The 22,902-nt window shown below is 67.7% G+C and carries 22 protein-coding genes; 6 read left to right on the top strand and 16 right to left on the bottom strand.

Annotation, left to right across the window (positions count from 1 at the left end; genetic code table 11):
• Positions 1 to 53: 53 nt before the first annotated feature.
• Entirely contained in the window at positions 54 to 1,550 is a 1,497-nt protein-coding gene (eccB, locus tag EF294_RS09725; protein ID WP_123928821.1) for a type VII secretion protein EccB, read from the bottom strand.
• A 339-nt stretch (positions 1,551 to 1,889) separates the two neighbouring features.
• Here eccB and eccE point away from each other — a divergent pair, with 339 nt between their 5' ends.
• Positions 1,890 to 3,566, top strand: coding sequence for a type VII secretion protein EccE (eccE, locus tag EF294_RS09730; RefSeq protein WP_123928823.1), 1,677 nt, complete (start codon positions 1,890 to 1,892; stop codon positions 3,564 to 3,566).
• Positions 3,567 to 3,572: 6 nt separating this feature from the next.
• Here the strand turns inward: eccE and manA are convergent, their stop codons facing one another.
• The 3 genes from manA to EF294_RS09745 form a co-directional block, all read right to left on the bottom strand.
• Positions 3,573 to 4,820, bottom strand: a complete 1,248-nt coding sequence (gene manA, locus EF294_RS09735; RefSeq protein ID WP_123928826.1) for a mannose-6-phosphate isomerase, class I — start codon at positions 4,818 to 4,820, stop codon at positions 3,573 to 3,575.
• Positions 4,817 to 5,938: a hypothetical protein gene (locus EF294_RS09740; RefSeq protein ID WP_123928829.1), complete on the bottom strand. Its 1,122-nt coding sequence runs from the start codon at positions 5,936 to 5,938 to the stop codon at positions 4,817 to 4,819. Before EF294_RS09740 ends, manA begins: the two co-directional genes overlap by 4 nt.
• Before the next feature lie 135 nt (positions 5,939 to 6,073).
• Complete coding sequence (locus EF294_RS09745; RefSeq protein ID WP_123928833.1) at positions 6,074 to 6,541, bottom strand: DUF3499 domain-containing protein; 468 nt, start codon at positions 6,539 to 6,541, stop codon at positions 6,074 to 6,076.
• A gap of 141 nt (positions 6,542 to 6,682) precedes the next feature.
• Between EF294_RS09745 and EF294_RS09750 the strand changes: the two genes are divergently transcribed.
• Entirely contained in the window at positions 6,683 to 7,186 is a 504-nt protein-coding gene (locus EF294_RS09750) for a metallopeptidase family protein (protein WP_246007777.1), read from the top strand.
• A gap of 117 nt (positions 7,187 to 7,303) precedes the next feature.
• On the opposite strand, the gene EF294_RS21405 is transcribed toward EF294_RS09750, so the two are convergent.
• The gene (locus EF294_RS21405) at positions 7,304 to 7,525 is read right to left on the bottom strand and encodes a WhiB family transcriptional regulator (RefSeq protein WP_185091023.1); all 222 of its coding nucleotides are present in this window, start codon (positions 7,523 to 7,525) and stop codon (positions 7,304 to 7,306) included.
• A gap of 785 nt (positions 7,526 to 8,310) precedes the next feature.
• Here EF294_RS21405 and cofD point away from each other — a divergent pair.
• Genes cofD through EF294_RS09770 form a run of 3 tightly spaced genes read left to right on the top strand, consistent with a single transcriptional unit; the run spans position 8,311 to position 11,305 of the window.
• Positions 8,311 to 9,375 (top strand): 2-phospho-L-lactate transferase, encoded by a 1,065-nt coding sequence (cofD, locus tag EF294_RS09760; RefSeq protein ID WP_123928836.1) that lies wholly within the window; start codon positions 8,311 to 8,313, stop codon positions 9,373 to 9,375.
• Positions 9,372 to 10,739 carry a coenzyme F420-0:L-glutamate ligase gene (locus EF294_RS09765; RefSeq protein WP_123928839.1) on the top strand — a complete coding sequence of 456 codons (1,368 nt, stop codon included), beginning with the start codon at positions 9,372 to 9,374 and terminating at the stop codon, positions 10,737 to 10,739. Before cofD ends, EF294_RS09765 begins: the two co-directional genes overlap by 4 nt.
• Positions 10,736 to 11,305 (top strand): NUDIX hydrolase, encoded by a 570-nt coding sequence (locus EF294_RS09770; protein WP_123928842.1) that lies wholly within the window; start codon positions 10,736 to 10,738, stop codon positions 11,303 to 11,305. Before EF294_RS09765 ends, EF294_RS09770 begins: the two co-directional genes overlap by 4 nt.
• 42 nt (positions 11,306 to 11,347) lie before the next feature.
• On the opposite strand, the gene glgC is transcribed toward EF294_RS09770, so the two are convergent.
• Positions 11,348 to 12,562, bottom strand: a complete 1,215-nt coding sequence (glgC, locus tag EF294_RS09775) for a glucose-1-phosphate adenylyltransferase (RefSeq protein WP_123928845.1) — start codon at positions 12,560 to 12,562, stop codon at positions 11,348 to 11,350.
• 156 nt (positions 12,563 to 12,718) lie between these two features.
• On the opposite strand from glgC, the gene glgA reads away from it, so the two are divergent.
• Entirely contained in the window at positions 12,719 to 13,885 is a 1,167-nt protein-coding gene (gene glgA, locus EF294_RS09780) for a glycogen synthase (protein WP_221182449.1), read from the top strand.
• On the opposite strand, the gene EF294_RS09785 is transcribed toward glgA, so the two are convergent.
• The 10 genes from EF294_RS09785 to EF294_RS09835 all read right to left on the bottom strand — a co-directional run bounded on the left by EF294_RS09785 (position 13,867) and on the right by EF294_RS09835 (position 22,866).
• Positions 13,867 to 14,727: a putative RNA methyltransferase gene (locus EF294_RS09785; protein ID WP_342774335.1), complete on the bottom strand. Its 861-nt coding sequence runs from the start codon at positions 14,725 to 14,727 to the stop codon at positions 13,867 to 13,869. The two genes, glgA and EF294_RS09785, sit on opposite strands and share 19 nt — an antisense overlap.
• A gap of 71 nt (positions 14,728 to 14,798) precedes the next feature.
• Complete coding sequence (locus EF294_RS09795) at positions 14,799 to 14,966, bottom strand: DUF3117 domain-containing protein (RefSeq protein ID WP_006367626.1); 168 nt, start codon at positions 14,964 to 14,966, stop codon at positions 14,799 to 14,801.
• 170 nt (positions 14,967 to 15,136) lie between these two features.
• The gene (locus EF294_RS09800; protein WP_123928853.1) at positions 15,137 to 15,664 is read right to left on the bottom strand and encodes a DivIVA domain-containing protein; all 528 of its coding nucleotides are present in this window, start codon (positions 15,662 to 15,664) and stop codon (positions 15,137 to 15,139) included.
• Between the two features lie 125 nt (positions 15,665 to 15,789).
• Positions 15,790 to 16,851, bottom strand: a complete 1,062-nt coding sequence (locus EF294_RS09805) for a glucosyl-3-phosphoglycerate synthase (RefSeq protein WP_123928855.1) — start codon at positions 16,849 to 16,851, stop codon at positions 15,790 to 15,792.
• Positions 16,848 to 17,747 carry a dihydropteroate synthase gene (gene folP, locus EF294_RS09810; RefSeq protein WP_123928858.1) on the bottom strand — a complete coding sequence of 300 codons (900 nt, stop codon included), beginning with the start codon at positions 17,745 to 17,747 and terminating at the stop codon, positions 16,848 to 16,850. The genes EF294_RS09805 and folP overlap by 4 nt, the downstream gene beginning before the upstream one ends.
• 22 nt (positions 17,748 to 17,769) lie before the next feature.
• Positions 17,770 to 19,539, bottom strand: coding sequence for a long-chain-acyl-CoA synthetase (locus EF294_RS09815; RefSeq protein WP_123928861.1), 1,770 nt, complete (start codon positions 19,537 to 19,539; stop codon positions 17,770 to 17,772).
• 80 nt (positions 19,540 to 19,619) lie between these two features.
• Positions 19,620 to 20,159, bottom strand: a complete 540-nt coding sequence (locus tag EF294_RS09820; protein WP_123928864.1) for an LOG family protein — start codon at positions 20,157 to 20,159, stop codon at positions 19,620 to 19,622.
• 118 nt (positions 20,160 to 20,277) lie between these two features.
• Positions 20,278 to 21,126 (bottom strand): LOG family protein, encoded by an 849-nt coding sequence (locus EF294_RS09825; protein WP_123928868.1) that lies wholly within the window; start codon positions 21,124 to 21,126, stop codon positions 20,278 to 20,280.
• Between the two features lie 67 nt (positions 21,127 to 21,193).
• A complete protein-coding gene (dapE, locus tag EF294_RS09830; protein ID WP_123928872.1) occupies positions 21,194 to 22,288 on the bottom strand; it encodes a succinyl-diaminopimelate desuccinylase in 1,095 nt (364 codons plus the stop codon).
• 71 nt (positions 22,289 to 22,359) lie between these two features.
• On the bottom strand, positions 22,360 to 22,866 hold the full coding sequence (locus EF294_RS09835) for a DM13 domain-containing protein (RefSeq protein ID WP_123929074.1): 507 nt from the start codon (positions 22,864 to 22,866) through the stop codon (positions 22,360 to 22,362).
• Between the last annotated feature and the right edge of the window lie 36 nt (positions 22,867 to 22,902).

Raw genomic sequence — 22,902 nt, forward strand, 5'->3', positions numbered from 1 at the left:
GCGATGTGCCGCGATCACGGCCGACCCGGTCGGACACCTGCTCGGAAGACGCCCTAACCAACCGGCGCGCCGGCGGGGTCGGCGGCGAGGGCATCATGCGCGACGAGCGCATCGTGACGCGACAACGTAGGGCCCGAGGTGAGCAGCGAGACCACCGACCAGGGTGCGAGCGCGGGAGCGTCACCGAGCCCCAGAATCCGGCCGGTGGCCACATCCTCGATGCCAAATCGAATGCCCGAATCATTCAGGTAGAACAGTGATTCGGACCGAATGCTGTCCGGCTCGTTACCGGTGACGCGGAGATACTCACCCGACCCTGGGCGAACGAATGCCTCGTCGATACCGGGTCCACTGCCATCGGCAGTGGCCAGCGTGACCGGTCGCTGCGACGACTCGATCGGCAATCCGCGGCCGAGGAGCATGGCCGTGGATGCACGCGGTTCGTCGACACCTCGGGCCCACGTCGTACACAGCGTCGGGACCGCTGCCACATCCACCAGATGCGGTGGTCGAGAAGGAAACTCGCCGACCGGCAGGGCGGTATCGGTGTGCGGCACCGCATTGACGACAGCCGGTGACACCGTCACCACCTCCGCGCCACCACGATCGTCGGCGAGCCGTAACATCTCGGCTGTGGCCGCCCCGACGGGCTGCACCGCGCCGGCGAGCACCGCGTAATAGTGTGCCGCACCGTCGATTCCGACCGTGCGCACCACCGATCCGATCCGCACACCCGGCGCCGAGATCACCGGCGCCACCGTGTCGGAGGAGATGTCGGGAACCCGCAGCGACGCCACCTCCGGCACCGAATTGAGCAAGCCGGTACTGACCGTGCGCACCGTGGCCCCCTCAAGACCGAACGCCCGCATGACCGCCGGGTCCGCGGTGTCGACCTCGGCGCGCACCGGCATCGGCCGGTCCCCACGCCGAACCGTGTACAGCAGGAAGGTCGAACGGCCGTCGGAGGCCAGTATCGCGTCTTCTGGTGCGGCCGTGCGGAATCGGTCACCGAGCGCCGGCCTCTCCCCGATCACCGCCAGCCGAACCGCGTGCGGCCCATCCGGCCGGCCCGCGAGTTGTCGGTCGTCGATCCGGTCGCACACGCTCCACGTCGAGATCCCAGGGTGTGCCGAACCTGGCAAACCGGCAGGTGCACCCGGGATACCCAGCAGCGCACCGCGCGGATAGTCCGACAACCTGCGATCGCCGACCGACGTCGGGGCGGCGTCGTCGCCGACGATCAGGCGCGCCGAGGCGAGATTGAGAACGGGATGCAAGGTCTCGTCGATCACCACGAAGAGGCCGCCGCTGTCCTTGCTCACCAGGATTGCCGACTTGCCCACACTGCCCTGTGGTTTCACCAGACCCCAGATCCCGAAGCCGGCCAACGCCAGCAGCGCCAGCACCGTTCCGAGGACCAGAGCACGCATCTGCGAGCGCATCGGATCGTGCAGCATCCGGGCGTCGCGTCGGACCAGAGCGTGCTCGAGTCTGCTCAGCAGAAACCGGTAGCCGTTGACCTGAGCCTTCGTGGTGAGTTGCCGCGCCATGCGATCCCCTCCCTGCGCACACGACGGTGTCGATACCCGATTGGACGCACCCCATGTCCATTCGGTTCCCCTGTGGACTACGGGGTCACCGATCGGTCTCCGCGGCGATTTGTGCGATTTGGGTAGTACCCTAACCGATACACGCCGATCGTCTCGGCCCCGACATGCAGACGTCGTGTGCGCACACCTCGTCCTAGGCGCCGGATCGTGCACCGATACGTGGCAGAGACAGGTCGAACAGGGGGCGAGTTGAGATCGAGCAGGTCGGGACGGAGAGGTTCTGGACAGGATGGTACGAGAGCGTATCGGCGGGCTGTAGGCCCATTCCCGGTGCGGTACGTGGTGCTCATCGAGGTGCTGCTGGCCCTGGGCCTGATGATCTGGGCCGTCGGGGGCGCCCACCTGGGCGGACCGGCACTGGCGATCGCAGCGGTGGCCGCACTCATGATGATCCCGTGGCGCGAACGCACCTCGCCCCTACAGCGTATCGGTCGCCGATGTGCTTTTACCTGGGCGCGTCTGCGTCGGCGCACCGACGATATCGCCCCCGCACCGTTCGACATCCCGACCCGCACGGTCGTGGGATCACCGGTCGCCGACGTCGACGAGGCGCGGATCGGCGCCCGCTGGGCCGGCGACACCCTGATCACCGCACTGCGGGTCCGCCCTGGCACACCAGTACTGACCCGGCTCGGCGCGCCGGCTGACGTCGGCTCGGAGACCGCCGAAGCGCAAGTGCCCCTTGATGTTCTCGCCGCGTGCATCGATCCGTTCGACATCCCACTCGCCTCGATCGACGTGGTGAGCCACGGGATGCGTATCGGTGGTCGGGGCCCCGCGGCGTCGATCTATCTACGCACTCTGGGGCGACTGTCGGCCATCGCCTACCGGAACGTGTTCGTGATCCTGCGGCTCGATCCCCGGAACTGTCCCGACGCCGTCGCCCGGCGTGGCGGTGGCGCCGAAGGCGCACTCCGGGCGGCGACGATCACCACCAAGCGAGTCGCCCGCCGGCTGACCGAACGCGGGCTCGCCGTCACCGCGCTCACGGCGGCCGAGATGACCTCGGTTACCGACCATCTCGCCGCCGGCCACGAGCTCGACGAGCTGACCGAGGAGTGGGACGGGTTGCACGGCTCCCGACTGACCACGCGGTCACTCGCCGTCGATCCGAAGGAACTCCGGGCGGTTGCTGCCGACATCTGGTCACGGCCGAGCACTGCGACGACGCTGACGGTGCGTCTCGGACGAGGCACCGATGGTCGCCTGCAGATCGCCGCACTGGTCCGTCTCGATGGCGGTCCGGCTGATGTCGGTCCACACGGCAATGGCCCGAACAACGGTGACCCGGCCGGCACCATACGGCTGCACGGCCGCCAGTTCGATGCGTTTACCGCCTCACTCCCGGTGGCATCGTCCTCGCGGCTCGCACGCGCGCTACCCGCGGCCGACGGCGCACGTGCCACGCGACTCGTCGAGCACCTGGTGCTCCCCGCCGGCGGCTGCGGACAACTCCTCGGCGCCGATCGGGGCGGTCACGCGGTCGCGTTGCCGCTCGTCGGTCCAGGCATCGAGGCGGTCGTTCTCTCGGGCTCGTTTGCGATGATCGCCCAAACGGTGCTGCGCACGGTTGCGATCGGGACTCCGGTGGTGCTGCACACGGCCTCCCCGCAGCGCTGGCACCCGCTCGTCGCCGCTGTCGCCGATCCCCCGATGCTGCATGTCGCACTCGCCGACAACGCTGCGCGTGGGGCGCGAGTGGATCTCTACGACGGGATCGACCCGCCGGCCGGTCCCCCGCCGACGGGTGTCACGCGATTCGTCGTCGACGACGGCACGCGCCGACCCGGATCGGTCGCGACGATCTCGCTCATCCAGAATCCGCTTGTACCCCAACAGATCTCGGTGGTAACCCCAGCTGCCCGAACGACGGTAACGATGGTTGCATTACCCGAAGAGTGGGCGATGATCGGAGAGGCCGCAGCCGCCGAGCCGGTGCCAGCCGGGCGAGGGTAACCCCGATCACCCGCGGATCGGCACCAGCGCGCGGAAGAATACCGCGCGCGCCGACGCCGCGCGGACCACCACATCGGGATCGGCGTCGGTCAACCAGGCTGCCCGGCCCGCGGTCACCGCCATCGGCGCGTCCCCGGCCGGACGGACCTCGATGGTGCCGGACAATACCGCGAGGATCTGTGGGCCCGGCATGTCGAAACTGATCGATGCCGGCTGCGTCATCCCGGTGCCGTCGAGTTCCACACGGGACAGCCGGAATTCGGGAGCCGGGGTCAGATAGATGCGTTCGGCGCCTACGGTGCGGATCGCCGGGATCAGGTCGGACACGTCAACCGGCGTGAAATCGAGGACCCGCAACAGTTCGGGCACGTCGATGTGTTTGGACGTCAGCCCTCCGCGCAACACGTTGTCAGAGTTGGCCATGATCTCCACCCCGGTGCCGTCGAGGTAGGCGTGCAGATTGCCGGCCGGCAGGTACAGACCCTCACCGGGTTGCAATCGCACCCGGTTGAGCAGGAGCGAACCCAGCACCCCGGGATCATTGGGGTACATCTCACCGAGTTCGAGCAGGGTCCGCAGTTCGTCGCCGAAGCCGCTCTCACCCGATTCGAGCACGCGCACCGCAGCGGAGAGCACGGCGGGGGTCACCCGTTGGATCGCGGCCTCCGGCAGGGTGAGCCAGGTGGTGAACAACGCGCGCAGACCGTGTGAATCCGGTTGGCCCACCAACATTCCCAGGAACGGGTCGAGTTCGCTGACCTGCAGCTCGCGCAGCAACTCGACGGTGACCGCCGGGTCGCGGAAACCCGCGAGAGCATCGAACTCGGTGAGCGCGACCACCAACTCGGGTTTGTGCCACCGATCGCGGTAATTGCGATCGCGCGCATCGAGGGCGAGCCCCTGAGCGTTCTCCCGCGCGAAACCCTCACTGGCCTGGTCGGACGAGGGATGCGCCTGCAGCGACAGCGGTTCTTCGGCGGCGAGGACCTTGAGCAAGAACGGCAGCCGACCGGAGAACCGCTCAACGGTCGGCGCACCGAGCGCAGCGGTCCGATCGGACTCGATCACTGAGAGCAGATCGTCGCCCATCGTCGTCCCGTCGTCCTCCACGACGCACGCCGGACCGGCGCTGTGCGCGCCGAACCACAACTCGGCCTCGGGGTGCGGTGACGGAACCGGTTTGCCGCGCAGCGAAGCAATCGCGGTACGCGACCCCCACGCATACGTGCGGACTGCTCCCTCGATGACCTTCATCCTTGCTCGGCTCCGATCAGTCGCAGGTACACCGCTGCCATTTCGATACGCAACATCAACACCAACAGGGACGTGAGATCGCCAGGGGTGTCGGCCGGTTCGGCGGGGTGACCACCGACCACGGGCGGGGCGTGCGCGTCAGCGTCGGCTCCGACGAGAACCTCCATCGACGCCAGGGCACCGATGCGACGACGCGTGTCCCACTCACGGGCGGCGGTGGTGGCCACCAGCACCCGCGGTGGGGCATCGCCACGCGGCCCGTCGATCTGCGGGTCGTAGAACAGGGCATCGGCTGCCGACCCAGCCTCGGCCACCGGCCAGATATCTCGCGAAACACGCGAAATCTCGGCGAGATCAGCTGTGGCGCAACGGCTTCCAGAAACCGCAAACAGCACCGCAGCGGCCCGATCGGCCACCGCGAGGGTCGCGGGCGAGTCACCGGTCCACATCACCGGCCCCTCGCCGAGCCGAGCGGCGAGGATCTTGGCCTGGTTATGGAAGGTCTCGCGCGCGGGATGATCGGCGGCAGCCTCGGAGTCGAGCGCGTCGGCAAGGTCGGACACCGTGGGCGGGGATCCGGTGAACCGGACCTGGGTGAGCGCGGTGAACACCGCGAGCAACACCGCCACGAAGCCGGGGAAACGGAACCGGGGATCGACGTCCACCCGAGGCGAGAGGTCGATCCCATTGCCCCCCAATGCATCCCGTAACGGACCTTCGATGGGTGCACTGATCACAACCTCGGCGCGACGGCGCAACGACCGCGCCGCGGCGTCGGCGAGAATCATGTCGCCGCCATCGATACCGGCGAGAACGACGACGTCGAGCGGACCGATCCAACCGGGCAACGCCGAGGTGCACACGATGGGGACGTCGACCCGCGTGGCGATCGTCGCACTTACCATCGCAGTGGCGCCTGCGGCCGGACCACCCGGGGCGCACACGATGACCACACTCCGGGGACGCAACTCCGAGAGTGGCTCGGCGACACCCTCACGCACGGCCTCGGCGACCGAGCGCACCTGCGCCCCGGCGAGTGCGACCCCGTGCAGGAGTCCCTCGGTGTCGGCCGCGATCAGGTCGTCGACATCGTCGAGATCGGGGACACCGGTACGCATGACCTCTACAGTAGTCAGCCGTTCGCCACGGTGCCCACACAGCGCGGGACCCGACGACGCACGATCGGCCATCCGGTTCGCCGGAGAGCGCGGGCCATCGGGGGCGCTCGAGGCGATCAGCGAGAGACGAGTGGTTCAGTCAACGGGGTCGGGCAGGACCCGGAGGTGGCCGCGACGGCCCGGGCGCGGTGTGGTGGCGCCGCCACGCGGCCCGGGATCGGCGAGATGTGCGTCGCGGGTGGACGCCCGGTGACGCCCTGGACGCATGTCGTCGAAAGCATCAATCGGATCGGGATGCGACATGTCGGCGGCAACCCGCCCGGCACGTCCTCCGGAGCTTGCCTCGCGCACGGCCTCGGCAAGGGCGGTCAACTCGTAATCCTCGGCCAACGGCGCCGAGAAACCCCGTTCGCTGCGCAGCATCTCCCAGCCTCGGGGCACGGTGATCCGGCGCGCATGCTCGTCGCACAGATCCCAGGAATGCGGTTCGGCTGAGCTGGCGAGCGGCCCGATCACCGCGGTCGACTCCGCGTAGACAAAGGTCAGGGTAGCTACCGCGGAACGGGCGCAGCCGGGCCTGCAGCACTGGCGGGGAAGCTTCACGCCATTGAGGTTAGCCCGGCCCGGATCGATCCAGTGATCCCGACACGCCTGAACCGCCGAGACCGACACCGTGGACGGGCAACCGACGCAAGACGGGCACCGGCACGAGACATCGGGCAGGCACCCTCCTACACTCGCGCCATGCGATTCGATGGTTTTCGGCCACTGCGCGCTGGTCGTACCGGGCCAGCGCGTACCCCTCGGCGTCGTGAACGCCGGGGGCGTGGTCTGCGGACACCGTTGTTGCCGCCGAACGTACCAGCCTGGCGCAGCAGATCCGACGACTTCGACGCGGTGGCCATCGAGGCATTCGCCGAGATCGATGCGCGGTGGCACGACGAACTCGCCGGACTCGACATCGCCGTAGATGAGATCCCCCGCATGCTTCCGCGGGATCCGGAAACGATCCAGTGGCCCGACGAGGTGACCGCCGACGGCGCGATCCCGCTCGCACGGCTCATCCCGGCCGGTGTCGACGTCCACGGACAACCGACCCGCGCGAAGATCATCTTGTTCCGCAGACCGTTGGAGAGCCGTGCGCGTCGCGACACCGAACTGATCGAACTGATTCACGAGGTCCTCGTGCAGCAGGTCGCCACCCACCTCGGCGTCGACGAGGACACGATCGACGGGGGCCTGGACTGACCTGGGACGGCCGGATGCTGTCGCCGGGCGACGATCTCACGGGCCGACCCCGGTGGCTGACGACTCATGGTGCTCACCGTGCGGTGCTCACCATGACCGGAGTTCGCCGACCGCCGCTCAGATGATGCCGCGCTTGAGGCGGCGGCGCTCGCGCTCGGAGAGACCGCCCCAGATGCCGAAACGTTCGTCATTGGCCAGCGCGTACTCGAGGCACTCCGCCTTGACCTCACATCCGGAGCAGATGCGTTTGGCCTCGCGGGTCGATCCGCCCTTCTCCGGGAAGAACGCCTCGGGATCGGTTTGGGCGCACAGCGCCCGGTCCTGCCACTGATCCTCCATCGCATCGAACAGATCGTCGAACTCGTTGGGCACCAACGACAAATGCCGACGAGGAGCGTCGGACTCGGCGTCGAAGACCCCGCCTTGCGGTGAGCTCAGGAACGTGTCGTTTACCGGTCCGAGACTGTGATACAACGAGTCGTCCGAGCCGGTGACGCGTGAAGGATCTTGTGGTTCAAGGGGATTGCCGATCGGGTTGTCGAATGCCATCGTCGGCCCCTCCTGCCTGGGAAGTCGTTGTACTGCTGCTGTCTCGCGCCACGGCGTCACTGCCGCGCCACCCCGTCCACCTGTTCGTCGTTCGATCACCACCAGCGCCCGGCGTTCCGAGTCGCACTCACACATGCGAGCACCACCTCGACCCGAAGCGCCATCCGGTCGAACATTCTATCGAAACCACTTAGTTCTCAGTGATTTTCGATCTCGAACCGAAAATGACACTCATGTGATTAGACACGCTGGCGACCACCCAGGTCAAGCCGAGCGAGAAATCTCCTTAATACCACCGGCCGGAGCAAACCGGAGTTGCGACACGTGGGGAAGATGATTCGTCAGGAATCTCACAGATCCTGCGCTCCCGGATGTCCGGATTGCGATCTGAACCGGCCCCTCGGGACACCGACCCGTACGGTCTACCGCAAGCGCGGGCGCAGCGCCACCCCCTGTCGAGGAGCGCCACCCCCTGTCGAGGCCCGACGCGCACGTCGGTCATCGGTTCTGGTTCACCAGCCGTTGTGGGCCACCAGAGTCGGACCGCCGCCGTCGGGTCACTACAGTGGAGCGCTGTGAAGGTGACCGTTCTCGTCGGTGGTGTCGGTGGCGCTCGATTCCTGCAGGGTGTTCGCGAATTGTTCGGGCCGACGCCGTTTCCCGCACCCACCCAGGACTCGGCGGGCGCCGAGGCGCCAACTCCCCCCGGCCCCCACGAGATCACTGCGATCGTCAACGTCAGCGACGATGCGTGGATGCACGGGGTACGAATCTGCCCTGACCTCGACACCTGCATGTACACCCTCGGAGGGGGCATCGACACCGAGCGCGGATGGGGGCGCAAGGCTGAAACCTGGCACGCCAAGGAGGAACTCGCCGCCTACGGCGCCGATCCCGACTGGTTCGGGCTCGGCGATCGCGACCTTGCCACCCATCTCATCCGCACCCAGATGCTCGACGCGGGCTACCGGCTCTCCGACGTCACCGCCGCACTGTGTCGACGTTGGCAGCCCGGCGTGCGGCTGTTACCGGCCACCGACGACCGCCACGAGACTCACGTCGTGGTGTCCGCTCCGGATGGCGAGGACGGCGCCCGGGTGGCGATCCACTTCCAGGAGTGGTGGGTTCGACACCGGGCCAAGATCCCGACATTCGGGTTCGCCCAGGTCGGTTCGGACGACACGCACGCCGCTGCGGGCGTGATCGAGGCGATCGCCGACGCCGACGTCGTCCTGCTCGCCCCCAGCAATCCGGTGGTGAGCATCGGTGCGGTGATCACAGTGCCCGGCGTGCGCAGCGCGCTGCGCTCCACCGGGGCACGCGTCGTCGGCGTGAGTCCCGTCATCGACAACCGGCCCTTGCGCGGGATGGCCGACGAGTGTCTGTCGGTGATCGGAGTCGAGACCACCGCCGAGGCGATCGCGGCACACTACGGCGCGCGCAGCGGCAACGGAATCCTCGACGGGTGGCTCATCGCCGACGGAGACGAGGCCGTGGTCGAGGGCATCTCCATCGGCGCCGCTCCGTTGCTGATGACCGACCCGGCCACCACCGCGCACATGGTGCGCGCGGCGTGTGCCCTGGTCGGCGTCGACACCCCGCAGATCGTCGGACCGGACTCCACCGGGGTCGATCGATGACCACAGGCAACGGCGCATCACCGATCACTGATCACCGCGCGCCGGACATCGTCGAGGTGCGCCCGGTGACCGGGCTGCCGGAATTCGATACGACGACCGACCTAACCAGCGAAATACTTACGGCCGCACCGTGGTTGGCGTCCGGTGATGTGCTGGTGGTAACCAGCAAGGTCTTTTCCAAAACCGAGGGCCGCATGGTGCCTGCCCCCGCCAACCCCGACGAACGCGACGCCCTGCGCCGACGCCTCGTCGTGCAGGAATCGGTGCGGATACTCGCACGCCGCAACCGCACGCTGATCACCGAGAACCGGCTCGGCATCGTGCAGGCGGCCTCCGGCATCGACGGCTCGAATGTTCCGGTCGACTCGCTCGCGCTGCTGCCCGAGAATCCCGACCGCAGCGCCGCAGAACTCCGCGCATCCCTCGCCGCGGCCGCCGGGATCGATGTGGCGGTGATCGTCACCGACACCATGGGCCGCGCGTGGCGGACCGGACAGATCGACGTGGCGATCGGAGCCGCGGGTATCGCGGTCACCCACCCCTACGAGGGGTGTGTCGACAGCCACGGAAACCCGTTGGTGGTCACCGACATCGCCGTCGCCGACGAGATCGCGGCCGCGGCAGATCTGGTGAAGGGCAAACTCGCGGGGGTACCGGTGGCCGTAGTGCGCGGATTGTGCCCCACCGATGACGGGTCACGGGCGGCCGACCTGATCCGGCCGACCGACGACGACCTGTTCCACCTCGGTACCGCAGAGGCGATCGAGCAGGGCCGTCGGGAGGCGCTATTGACGCGGCGGTCGGTGCGCGCCTTCGCCGACACCCCGGTCGATCCTGAGTCGATCACCGCGGCATGCGCGGACGCGCTCACCGCGCCCGCTCCGCACCACACCCACCCAGTGCGATTCGTGTGGGTCCGCGACCCCGCGCGCCGAACGCGACTGCTCGATGCGATGGGCGAGGCGTGGCGCGCCGATCTCAGCGCCGACGAGAAGACCGCCGAGTCGATCGAGAAACGCGTCGCACGAGGGCGAATCCTCTACGATGCCCCGGAACTGGTGATCCCGTTCCTGATCCCCGACGGCGCCCACACCTATCCCGACGAGCGTCGCAACGCCGCCGAGCACACCATGTTCACCGTTGCCGCCGGTGGCGCCGTCACGGCCCTGCTCGTGGCCCTCTCGGTGCGTGGACTCGGCTCCTGCTGGGTCGGTTCGACCATCTTCGCCGCGTCCGTGGTGACCTCCCACCTCGAGGTTCCCGCGGACTGGGAACCGCTGGGCGCCATCGCTATCGGCCACCCTGCGCAAGAGTTCGGGCTGCGCGGGGGCGCACCTACCGACGATTGGCTGATCCTGCGGTGAGCGCCGAATCCCTGCACGATTCGGCGGTAGCGACCCTCGAGGCATGGACGGCGCCGTCACCGGAACAGGACTCATTGCGACACACCTATCGCGCCTTCCTGGACGCCGCTGCGCAGGCCTGCCTACGGGTTCACGCTCCCGGTCACCTGACCGCGTCGGCAATCGTCTTCGACGCCGGGGCCGACCACGTACTGCTGACGTTGCATCCGCGGGTGGGCAGATGGATTCAGCTCGGGGGGCACTGCGAACCCAACGATGCGACGATCGAAGACGCCGCGCTGCGCGAGGCGCGTGAGGAATCCGGCATCGACGGTCTGGAGTTGGCCGGGCTCGCCCAACTGCACACCCACCCGATCACCTGCTCGCTCGGCGTGCCGACGCGACATCTCGACGTGCGGTTTGTCGCGGTGGCCCCACCGACGTCCGACGGCGGCCTGCCGCCGATCACGATCAGCGACGAGTCACTCGATCTGCGGTGGTGGCCGGTCGAGGCGTTGCCCGCCGACACCGAGGGCACCGATATCGTCGCCCTCATCGCACTGGGACACCGGATGCTCGCACCCTGAGCGAGACACTGCAAGAGTGAGCAGACCGGCGCCCCAGAGCACTCAGACGCGGATGTTCTTACCGACGGTCACCACACCACCGGCACTGACCGCGAAGCGCTGACGGTCGGCCTCGAGGTCGGTACCGAGTTGTTCGCCCTCGCCGATGACGACGTTCTTGTCGAGGATCGCGCGTCGGACCACCGCACCCTTACCGACCCGCACGCCGGGCATCAGCACACTGCCCTCCACGACGGCGCCGTCCTCGATCATCACGTTTGCCGAGAGCACCGAGGTACTCACAGATCCGGCCGACACGATGCAGCCGGCGCCGACCACCGAGTCCTGGGCATGACCGCCCTGCACGAACTTCGCGGGCGGCAGATGTAGGGTCTCACCGCGAATCGGCCAACGACGGTTGTACAGGTTGAATACCGGGTGCACCGAAACGAGGTCCATATGTGCGTCGTAGAACGCGTCGAGCGTCCCGACATCGCGCCAGTACCCCCGGTCTCGCTCGGTGGCACCGGGCACCTCATTGTCGGCGAAGTCGTAGACAAACGCCCGCTGCTTGTTCACGAATGCCGGGATGATGTCGCCGCCCATGTCGTGATCGGAATCGGAGTCGGCCGCGTCGGCGCGGATCGCTTCCACGAGAGCCTCGGTGGTGAACACGTAGTTGCCCATCGAGGCGAAGGTGACGTCGGGATCGTCGGGTGTGCCCGGCGGGTCGGCGGGCTTCTCCAGAAACCGGGTGATCAGACCGGACTCGTCGGCATCGATACACCCGAATGCGCCGGCTTCCGAGCGCGGCACCCGGATGCCTGCGACGGTGACGTCGGCGCCGGAGTCGATATGCGCCTCGACCATCTGCGACGGATCCATCCGATACACGTGATCGGCACCGAAAACGACGATGTACTCCGGCTGTTCGTCCTCGATGAGGTTCATCGACTGGAAGATCGCATCGGCGCTGCCGGTGTACCACCGCGGCCCAAGGCGCTGCTGCGCAGGCACCGGGGTGATGTACTCGCCGTGAAATCCCGATGACCACCAGGTCTGCGAGATATGTCGGTCGAGTGAATGCGACTTGTATTGCGTCAGAACGCAGATGCGTTCATAACCGGCGTTGACCAGATTGGACAGGACGAAGTCGATCAGCCGGTAGGCGCCACCGAATGGGACCGCCGGTTTCGCGCGGTCCATCGTCAGCGGGTACAGGCGTTTACCCTCACCGCCCGCAAGGACGATACCGAGCACGTGCGGCTGTGATCTCACACTCACAACTTAACCGCCAATCTGTGCGCGGGCCAGACGAACACACGCCTCGATCCACCGATGTTCGCGACGTTCTCGCCTCGACGACATTCGGCTACCGCCGAGATTGCCCCGCTTTCGTGGCGAACTGCGCGCGCGGGCACTAGCGTCGTCGTCATGAGGGTGGCGATGATGACACGGGAGTATCCACCCGAGGTCTACGGCGGTGCCGGAGTCCACGTGACCGAACTGGTGCGACACCTGCGCGCACTGATCGCGGTCGACGTGCACTGCATGGGACAACCGCGGGACACCGCGACGGTCTACGCGCCCGACCCAGGGCTCGACGGCGCCAATGCGGCGATCACAACGCTGTCCGTTGATCTGCGGATGGCGGTGGGTGCCGGCGGCGCCGACCTGGTGCACTCACACACCTGGTACACCGGTCTCGCGGGGCACCTGGCGGCCGAGTTGCACGGCGTGCCACATGTATTGACCGCACACTCGCTGGAACCGATGCGGCCGTGGAAGGCCGAACAACTCGGTGGTGGCTATCGGGTGTCGAGCTGGGTGGAACGCAATGCCGTCGAGTACGCCGACGCGGTGATCGCGGTCAGCTCCGGGATGGCCAACGACGTATGCGAGACCTATCCTCGCCTCGATCCCGATCGAGTTCACGTGGTACGCAACGGGATCGACACGTCGCAGTGGTTCGCCGTCGACGACCCCTTCGGTCCGGACTCGACATTGACCGCGCTCGGCGTCGACCCGGATCGGCCGATCGCGGCTTTCGTCGGACGGATCACGAGACAAAAGGGCGTCGCCCACCTCGTCGCGGCCGCCCACCATTTCGACCCCGACGTACAGCTCATCCTGTGCGCAGGAGCTCCGGACACCCCGGAGATCGGTGCAGAGGTCGAGTCGGCGGTCGCCTCGCTCTCGGCCTCGCGCCACGGTGTGCACTGGGTCCGGGAAATGCTCCCACTCCCGCGTATCCGAGAAATCCTCACCGCGGCAACGGTATTCGTTTGCCCGTCGGTGTATGAGCCACTGGGGATAGTGAACCTCGAGGCCATGGCCTGCGGAACGGCAGTGGTGGCCTCGGCGGTCGGCGGCATACCCGAGGTGGTCCGCGATGCCGTCACCGGTGTGCTTGTCCCCTACGACCCCGCCGATCCGGTGGCGTTCGAGCGCGGGCTCGCCGACGGCGTCAGTGCGGTGGTGCGTGATCCGGCGACAGCCGAATCGATGGGCAAGGCCGGACGCGAGCGGGCCGCCGCGGAGTTCTCCTGGGATGCGATTGCCGAGCAGACCATCGGGGTATATCAGTCCGTCACACGCTGATCCGACCCCGACGGGTGGGACCGGTCACCGCGAACGCGGCACACCGTGACGGTGACCGCCACGGTGACCTCAAGGCTGCCGCCGCGAGCGTCGGCCACCGCATCGGCCACCTCGTCGATGTGCGCGCGGTCGTGGTGAAATGCCGAGGGCCCCATGGCGACGAGATCGGCGATCGTCGGCGCGGTCACCGTGCGCGTCTCCTGCACCACCCGCCGATCGATGATGCCGAAAGCCGGCGACAACGCGGCGTCGATCCGATCGTCCTTGTCCGGTCCCACCCTCAGCATGCCCAGCGGGCCCACGAGTTCGGTCAGGTGATCGGGACGGGGAGTCACGATGACCAGGTGACCACCCGCGCGTAGGACACGCGCGGTCTCGGCGATATTGCGCGGTGCGAACACCGACAGCGCCACCGTTGCCGAGGCCGACCGCATCGGGATCTGCCGCCACACATCGGCGATGACACTCGCAGCGGTTGGCTCACCGCGCACCGCCGCGCGGGCGCACGCCTTGGACAGGTCGATGACCACCCCACGCGCGGTCGGGGCCCGGCGAAGGCACGCCCGTAGATACACCCCCGGACCGCCCCCGAGATCGACAATCAGGGGCGACGGCTCGTCGACTGCAGCGCACAGTTCGGCGACTGCGATGGCGGTGGCCTCGACGACCGGCGACAGGACGCCCGCATCGTGCACACGCGCACGAGCGGCAACCATCTCCGGAGTGTCGGCGCGGAGTGCACCAGAGCGCCCGTCGAGGAGCGCAACGTAGCCGTGGCGGGCGATGTCGAACGAATGGCGCGCACCGCACCGCAGCGCGGCGCGGTCGGCGGTGAGATCCAGGTCATCCGAACAGATCGGACACCTCAGATCGGCAAGTAGCTCGGTCAGCGCCGAGCGGGCCTGCGACCCGGTCAGCCGGTGACCCCGCGGAGTTCTTCGCCGAGAGCCGCGGCCTCGTCCGGAGTCAGCTCGACCACCAGGCGTCCACCGCCCTCGATCGGAATGCGCACGACGATCCCACGTCCCTCCTTGGCCGCTTCGAGTGGCCCATCTCCAGTTCGTGGCTTCATCGCCGCCATTCTCAAACTCCCTTCAGAGTCTCGCGTCGCCGAGGGCTCCCGCCGTCGCCGGACGATCATTCCGACATGACGGGGCAGCCCGGATCGCGGCCATGCGGCCGGTGACGGTGGTTGCCGCCAGAGCAATGATACGTGGCGCGCCGACGTGCAGATGCCCACGCGCCCACATGTCAGTGACGCGTTTCGGTCACGGACCCGCCACTGGGGTCGGCAGAAGCCGCCCCGGCACCCTCCGGGCGGGGGTCCAGGGCACCCTCCGGGCGGGACTCCAGGGCGCCCTCCGGGCGGGGGTCCAGGGCGCCCTCCGGGCGGGGGTGGATGGCGGCGCTCTGTGGATCGCCGACTCCCGTAGACGGCGTGCGCGCCTCGTGACGACCGACGCTGGCGGCGTCCAGGTGCACCGACGCACGGTCGCGATCCTGCAACTGCTGGATCAGCGCGCGGAGATCGTCGATCTCGTCGGAGAGACGGGCCAGCGCCCAGTCGACCTCGCTCTGCTTGTACCCGCGGACGGTGACCGCGAATCGCAGTGCGCGCACGTCGTATCCGCTGATCCCGTTCCGCGGAAGACGGGTCAGCGTCGTGGCCGCGTCAACCGGCGGAAGGTCCTCACCGCGACCGAATACGAACCAGACCACGGCAAAGACGACAGCCACAACGACCGCCATGATCAGCAGGTACAGCAAGAGGGTCTGCATGATCCCATGGTGTCAGAGAGGTGACCGGCGGTTCCGCTGTGGCCCGGTGCCGCGTCACGCTCACAACACACGGGCCGTGGCAAGCGTCTGCCGGGCGAGGGCGGCCCTTCGGAGGCGAGGCGCGCCTACGAGGCGATCTCCTCGTCGTCAACGGCGATGTCGACCGCGCGCAGCGTCTTCATCGGCGGCCGGTCCTCGAGATAGACGTCGGTGGTATGCGGGGTGAACGTGCCGTCGGGCTCCGCGGTGAACTGCGTCAGCCCGACCCCCGAATCCTCGATGCCGCAACGGCGCATCAGGGTGCCCACGATCTGACGGCTCATCACGCCGAGCTCTATGAGCGGGCGGTTGCGGTGGGTACGCACCCCGAGATTCACCTGCCCGATGCCCTCGAGTCCGTACCGGTCATAGGTATCGATCAGCAGGCCGATCTCCACGCCGTATCCGGGCGCAAACGGCACCGAGGAGAGCATCTCACGGGTGCCTGCGTACTCCCCACCCAGGGGCTGGAGCACCGCTGTGAGTTCTGGTTTCTGCGAGGCGAGAAGTGGGCGGGCGACAAGTTCGGTGACCCGGCCGCCGCCGTTCGCGTCCTGTGTACCCCCGGTGCGCAGGGGACGGCGGTAATAGCCCTTGACCAGCTGAATGCCGGGGTTCACCAGCAGGGGTCCGAGCATCTTCGGCACGAACATCGGGTCGGGGTCGATCAGGTCGGAGTCGACGAAGGCGATGATGTCCCCGGTCGCAACGGCGATCGAGCGCCACAGTACCTCGCCCTTGCCCTTGACGGGCTCGAGTTCGGGGACCGCATCCTCGCGGCTGATCACCTCTGCACCGGCAGCCCGCGCCCGTTCGACGGTTGCGTCGGTGGACCCGGAGTCCAGCACGATGAGCTCGTCGACGAGTGTTCCGACCAGCGGCCGGATGGTGGCGATGACGTCGGCGACGGTTTGTTCCTCGTTCAGCGCGGGCAGGACCACCGATACCGTACGTCCGTCCTTGGCGGCGACGAGTTCGTCGATTGTCCAGTCCGGTTGTTCCCAAGTGTGGGTGGTCGACCACGAACCCCGGTCGGCGGTGTCTGCGGGCGCCGGCCACATGGCGGCCTTGTCCCGACCGGTGGATGCCTTCGGTGTCCGACCAGCGACGTGTGGGCGATTCTGGGTTCGACGTACCTTCTTGGTCATGCGAGTCCCCTGACTGTTCTGGCTGGAGGCCGTGTGCCCGCTATCGCGGCGACCATGTCGACCACGCGGCGGGTGGCGGCGACCTCGTGGACGCGGAAGATCCGGGCGCCGTGTTCAGCGCTCAGAGCGGTCGCCGCGAGTGTGCCCTCCACCCGGTGTTCGAGGTCCACTCCCAGAGTCTCCCCCACGAAATCCTTGTTGCTCAGCGCCATCAGCACCGGCCAACCTGTCTTAACAAGATCTTTTACGTGGCGTAACAAGGTCAGCCCGTGGTGGGTGTTCTTGCCGAAATCATGCGTCGGATCGATCACGATCGAGTCACGGGCGACACCCGCGGCCTCGGCCCGGGCGGCCGCCGACGTCACCGCTTCGAGCACATCGGCCACGACGTCGGTGACCGCATCGCCGTAGGCGACCCGATGCGGCCGGGTCCGCACCACCGCGCCGCCGGTGTGCGAGCACACGATGCCGGCTCGGCGGGCGGCGGCCACCTCGACCAGTCCCGGATCGGCGCCGGCCCACGTGTCGTTGATGAGGTCGGCGCCCACCGCACACGCCTGATCGGCGACCTCGCTGCGCCAGGTGTCGACGCTGATCAGCAGATCGGGGTAACGATCACGAATCCAGTCGATGAACGGCACCACCCGCGCGATCTCCCCCGCGGCGTCGACTTCCTCGCCCGGGCCGGCCTTGACGCCGCCGATATCGACGATGTCGGCGCCCTCGGCCACGACACGATCGACCCGCTGTTTGGCCGCGCCGTCGGTGAAACTGGCCCCGCGGTCGTAGAAGGAATCGGGTGTGCGATTCACGATCGCCATCACCAGCGCCCGATCGGCCGCGACGGGACGGCCGCACAGGGTCTCGCCGCCGTTCTCCGCATGTCGCGTATCCATGGCGACCAGACTACGAAAGCACTCAGTTCTTGGGTGCCTTGGCCGCCGCGACGTCGTCGGGATAGGAGTCGTAGTACTTCACGTATCCGTCGGAGCGCCCGGCGAGCACGTAGAGCGGGTCGTCACCGACCTTCTCGTAACCCTCGTCGCGCAGCTCGACCTTGCGGTTCTTGAACGTGGAGGTGGCCTCGAGCTGACCGACGATCCGGATGAACAGCGGCATCGCATATGTCGGCAGAGCTTCGTAGAGGTGCGACGCCATGTCTCTGCCATCGAGGCTCACACCCTCACGCAGCGTCACCGCCGCCATTCCGGCCTTGCCGTCGGTGCCCGGGACCTCGACGCCGAAGACCACCGACTGCGCGATCGACGGGTGGCCGTCGACCCCGGCCTCGACCTCGGTGGTCGCGACGTTCTCGCCCTTCCAGCGGAACGTGTCGCCGAGTCGGTCGACGAAGGCGATGTGGCTGAAGCCCTGGTCACGGACGAGATCACCGGAATTGAACCAGGCGTCGCCGTCCTTGAAGGCATCGCGGATAATCTTCTTCTCGGTCTCCTCCGGATCGGTGTAGCCGTCGATCGGGACGCGGTCGTTGATGCCGGAGATGAGCAGGCCGGTTCCGCCGCGCTTCACCTTGGTCAGCCGACCGGCGGCGTTACGTGCGGGCTTGCCGTCCTCGTCGTACTCGACGATCGCGTACGGCAACGGACAGAACCCGGCGGTGCGGCTGGCGTTGAAGGCGTTGACGAACACCAGGTTCAACTCACTGGCCCCGTAGAACTCGACGATCCGGTCGATGCCGAACCGCTCGCGGAACTCGTCCCAGATGTCGGTGCGCATGCCGTTGCCGACCACGAGGCGCACGCTGTGAGCGCGGTCGGTCGGCTTCTCCGGCTGCGCCAACAGATAACGGCACAGCTCGCCGATATAGCAGAACGCGGTAGCGCGATTGAGGATGACGTCGTCCCAGAATTTCGACGCCGAGAAATGTTTGCCGATGGCGATACAGGCGCCCGAGGCGAGCACCGACGACAGCGACACCGACAGTGCGTTGTTGTGATACAGGGGCAGCGGTACGTACATGGTGTCGCTGGCGCGCAGGCGCACCGCGAGGCCGCCAATACCCGAGAGACTGGCCAGCCACCGGTTGTGGCTCATCACGCTGGCCTTGGGCAGGCCAGTGGTCCCGGAGGTGAAGATGTAGAACGCCTCGGTGGATGCCGGCAGGGTCGCGGTGACCTGCGGGTCGGCCTCGGACCTTCCCTGCGCCGCGGCATCGAGTGCGGCGAAGTCGAGAACGTGCTCGGGCAGAGCACTCTCGGGAATCGACTCGAAGGCCTCCGCACAATCCGGGTCGTGGACGAACACCCGGGCCCCGAGAAGTTTCATACTGTGCTCGAGGACATTGCCCCGCTGGTTGTAGTTGATCATCCCGGCGATCGCACCGAGTTTGACCGTCGCGAGCATCACGAACAGGTCGGTCGGACAGTTCTTCGACAGAATCGCCACCACGTCGCCGGTCTGCACACCCTTCTCAGCGAGCACCGCGGCGTAGCGGTTCACCGTCCGGTTGGCCTCACCGTAGGTGGTCGACTTACCCGCGAACCGCACGAACGGACGATCTGGGTGGTTGGCGGCGTGCTGCGCGAAGATCAGGCCGATGGTGCGCTTGGCGTCGGCGGGTCGCCTGATGAGTCCGGGTGCGTGTTTGATCATCTGGGGCGCCTGCGGCGCCATCTTGAGTACGCCTCTGAACAGATCTGTGATTCCGACGGTGTCCTGGGACGACATCGACTTACTCGCTCTCTGGTTGGACGACGATGGCGCGCGCTGTCCGCCGCGAACACACGACGCCAGCTCGTGTGCACACCTTACCGGGCAGTAGCATGACGCAGCGCACCCTCCACAGAATCGGTGACCACGAGCCGGTCCAACGAACTCTGTGCCACGAATCCCGGGGCCACCAGACCCTGCAACCACGACAACAGCGGGCTATAGAAGCCCACCGGATCAAGCAGCACCACGGGTTTGGTGTGCATGCCGAGGACTCCACCGGTCCACGTCTCGAACAACTCCTCGAGCGTGCCGATACCGCCAGGCAAGGTGATGAAACCGTCGGCCCGATCGTCCATTAGTTTCTTGCGTTCCCGCATGGTGTCGGTGATGACGAGTTCGTCGGCGTCGAGGTCGGCGACCTCACGCTGCATCAGGGTCCGCGGGATGATCCCGACCGTCCTACCACCGGCCGCGCGCGTGGCATCGGCGACCGCGCCCATCATCGACACGTTGCCGCCACCGGAGACCAGCGTGTGCCCGCCCGCCCCGATCGCTGCGCCGAGTTCGGCCGCGAGATCCAGGTACTCCTGCCCCACAGTTCGTCCCGACGCGCAGTACACGCAGATCGCGCTCATCAGTCCTGCACCCTCTCGCTGTTTGTTCGCGGACCCTCATGGTCGGCGAATGGAGTGTCCCTGTCGCCCGCCGGTACGTTCCGCGCGTGGCCGGAGCAGTTCCGGTAGGGGCGTCCCGTCAGTCGGCCTCGCCCCGTGCGGCGCGGCGCTGCGCCGCCGCCCGGATGACTTCGACCGCCTCGTCGGGTTCGTCGACGACGGTCACCAAGTCGAGATCCTCGGGCGAGACCATCCTCTTGGCGACGAGAACCTCGCCCATCCACGCGAGCAGCCCGGCCCAGTGCTCGCGGCCGACGAGCACGATCGGGAACCGGACCACCTTCTTGGTCTGCACGAGGGTCAGCGCCTCGAAGAGCTCGTCGAGTGTGCCGAGACCGCCGGGCAGGCAGACGAAGGCCTGGGCGTACTTCACGAACATCGTCTTGCGGACGAAAAAGTAGCGGAAGTTCATCCCCAGGTCGACCCAGGGGTTCAGATGCTGCTCGAACGGCAGCTCGATGTTGAGTCCGATCGACGTCGCCGACGACTCGTGTGCTCCCTTGTTTGCGGCCTCCATGGCGCCCGGCCCGCCGCCGGTGATCACGGCGTAGCCGGCCGCGCCGAGGGCGCGGCCCACGCGCACCGCGAGCTCGTAATCGGGTGAGCCGGGTTGTAGACGCGCCGATCCGAACACCGTGACCGCCTCGGCGACGTCGGAGAGCGCATCGAAACCCGCCACGAATTCCGACTGGATGCGCAGCACGCGCCACGAGTCGCGCATGGTGCGCTCGGCGCTGCGTTCGGCGTCGCGCGGATCGACCCACTCGAGCAGCCGACGGTCGGTGGTCCGCTCGTCGCCGTCGGTGCGGCGCACGCGCATGGGGCCGATGTAGCGGGTGCTCTGGCGATCCTCGATGTCGACGTCGGTGACCGGATCAGGCTCGGCGGGCTCGCTACCAGAAGTCGTCTCGCTACCAGAAGTCGTCATGGGGCGTAACGCTAGCGCGCCCGGCCGATGTCCCCGCCACACCGACGGGAACCCGGTGTGCGTCAGTTCAGCTCAGGTAGGTCCGCAGCAGGTCGGTGACCTCACGGATCTGGGCGACCGGGACGCGTTCGTCGACCCGGTGGGCCAGGCTCGGGTCCCCCGGCCCGAGGTTCACCGCGGGAATGCCGAGAGCCGAGAATCGGGACACGTCGGTCCAGCCGTACTTGGCGCGGAATCGTCCCTGCGCGGCGTCGACGAGTGCGGCAGCAGCCGGATGCGAGAGACCGGGCAACGCGCCCGCGGCGGAATCGGTGAGCTCGAGCGTCACCGCACCGGAGGCGAGCGGCCCGGCCAACACCTCGCGAACGTGGTCGAGTGCGGTCTCGATGCTGCGGTCGGGCGCGAAGCGGAAGTTGACGTCGACGTGGGCGGCGTCGGGTACGACGTTGCCGGCCACCCCGCCGCCGATCCCGACGGCCGAGAGTCCCTCGCGGTACTCGCATCCGTCGATGTCGACGCGGCGCGGCGAGTACCCGGCGAGGGTGGTGAGCACCTCCCCAAGCTTGTGAATCGCGTTGTCACCCATCCACGCTCGCGCCGAATGTGCCCGCGTCCCGGTCGCTGTCAGGCGTACCCGCAGGGTGCCTTGGCATCCTGCCTCGATCTGCCCGGCCGTGGGTTCCCCGAGGATCGCCACGTCGCCGGAAAGCCACTGCGGCAGTTCACGTTCGATGACCCCCAGCCCGTTGTACTCGGCGGCGATCTCCTCGCAGTCGTAGAAGATGAGCGTGAGGTCGTGGCGCGGATCGGCCAGCGTCGCCGCGAGATGTAGGAACACCGCGTCACCGGATTTCATGTCCACGGTTCCGCACCCGTGCAGGACCTCGCCCTCGGCGGCGTCGTCGGTGCGCCGGCTCGGCAGATTCGCGGCGATCGGCACCGTGTCGAGGTGCCCGGCGAGGATGACCCGACTGTCGAGCCCCCGGTTGGTGCGCGCGAGCACCCGGTTGCCGTGACGCACGATCTCGAAGCCGGTGGTCTGCTCCCGGAGCGCGGATTCGACGGCGTCGGCGATGGCCGTTTCGTCCCGGGATTCACTGTGGATGTCGACTAGCGCCGCGGTCAGGTCGATCGGATCGCCATGGAGGTCGAGGGCATTCACGCCCCCACCGTAACGAAGCCGATGGCGCGGCGCCGAAAAGGGTTACACCCGCCTGGTTTACACCGCACGGATCACACCGGTCGAAGCTCGGCGGCGCCGAATGACACGTGGAACTGCACACACCACAGCACCACCGCCGGGAACCGGGCGAGTTCGGTCCCCGCAGGCACCGAATACACCTGATCACCACGGTTACCCTTGATCGGGCCGAGGTCGACGTGCGGCGCACCGCCTGCGGTACGCCAGCCGTCGAAGCCGCCGATCACCTCGCCGGCGGAGAGCCACACATGCACATCCGGGCCGGTGGTGGTGTCGAGGTTCTCGATGGCGAGAATCCTTGAGCCATCCGGCTTCTCGATGATCGACACAGCGCCGGCGGTGTCGTGTTCGTGGCTGATGAAGGTCCCCGACGAGAGCACCACGGGCGTGACCGGCGGCGCGCCCCGCTGTGGCGCACCGCTCGCGGCGACCGGGATCTCGTCGGCAATCTCGGTGTCGACGAACAACAACCACGGCTTGACGATCACGCCACCGATCACCGCCACGACGATCACCACCACTGCCAACCCGGCGAGCACCCACGGCCATCGCCGGCGCCGGCCCCGCCCGCCCTG

Origin of the sequence: Gordonia oryzae, assembly GCF_003797185.1 — a bacterium.
GTDB lineage: Bacteria > Actinomycetota > Actinomycetes > Mycobacteriales > Mycobacteriaceae > Gordonia > Gordonia oryzae.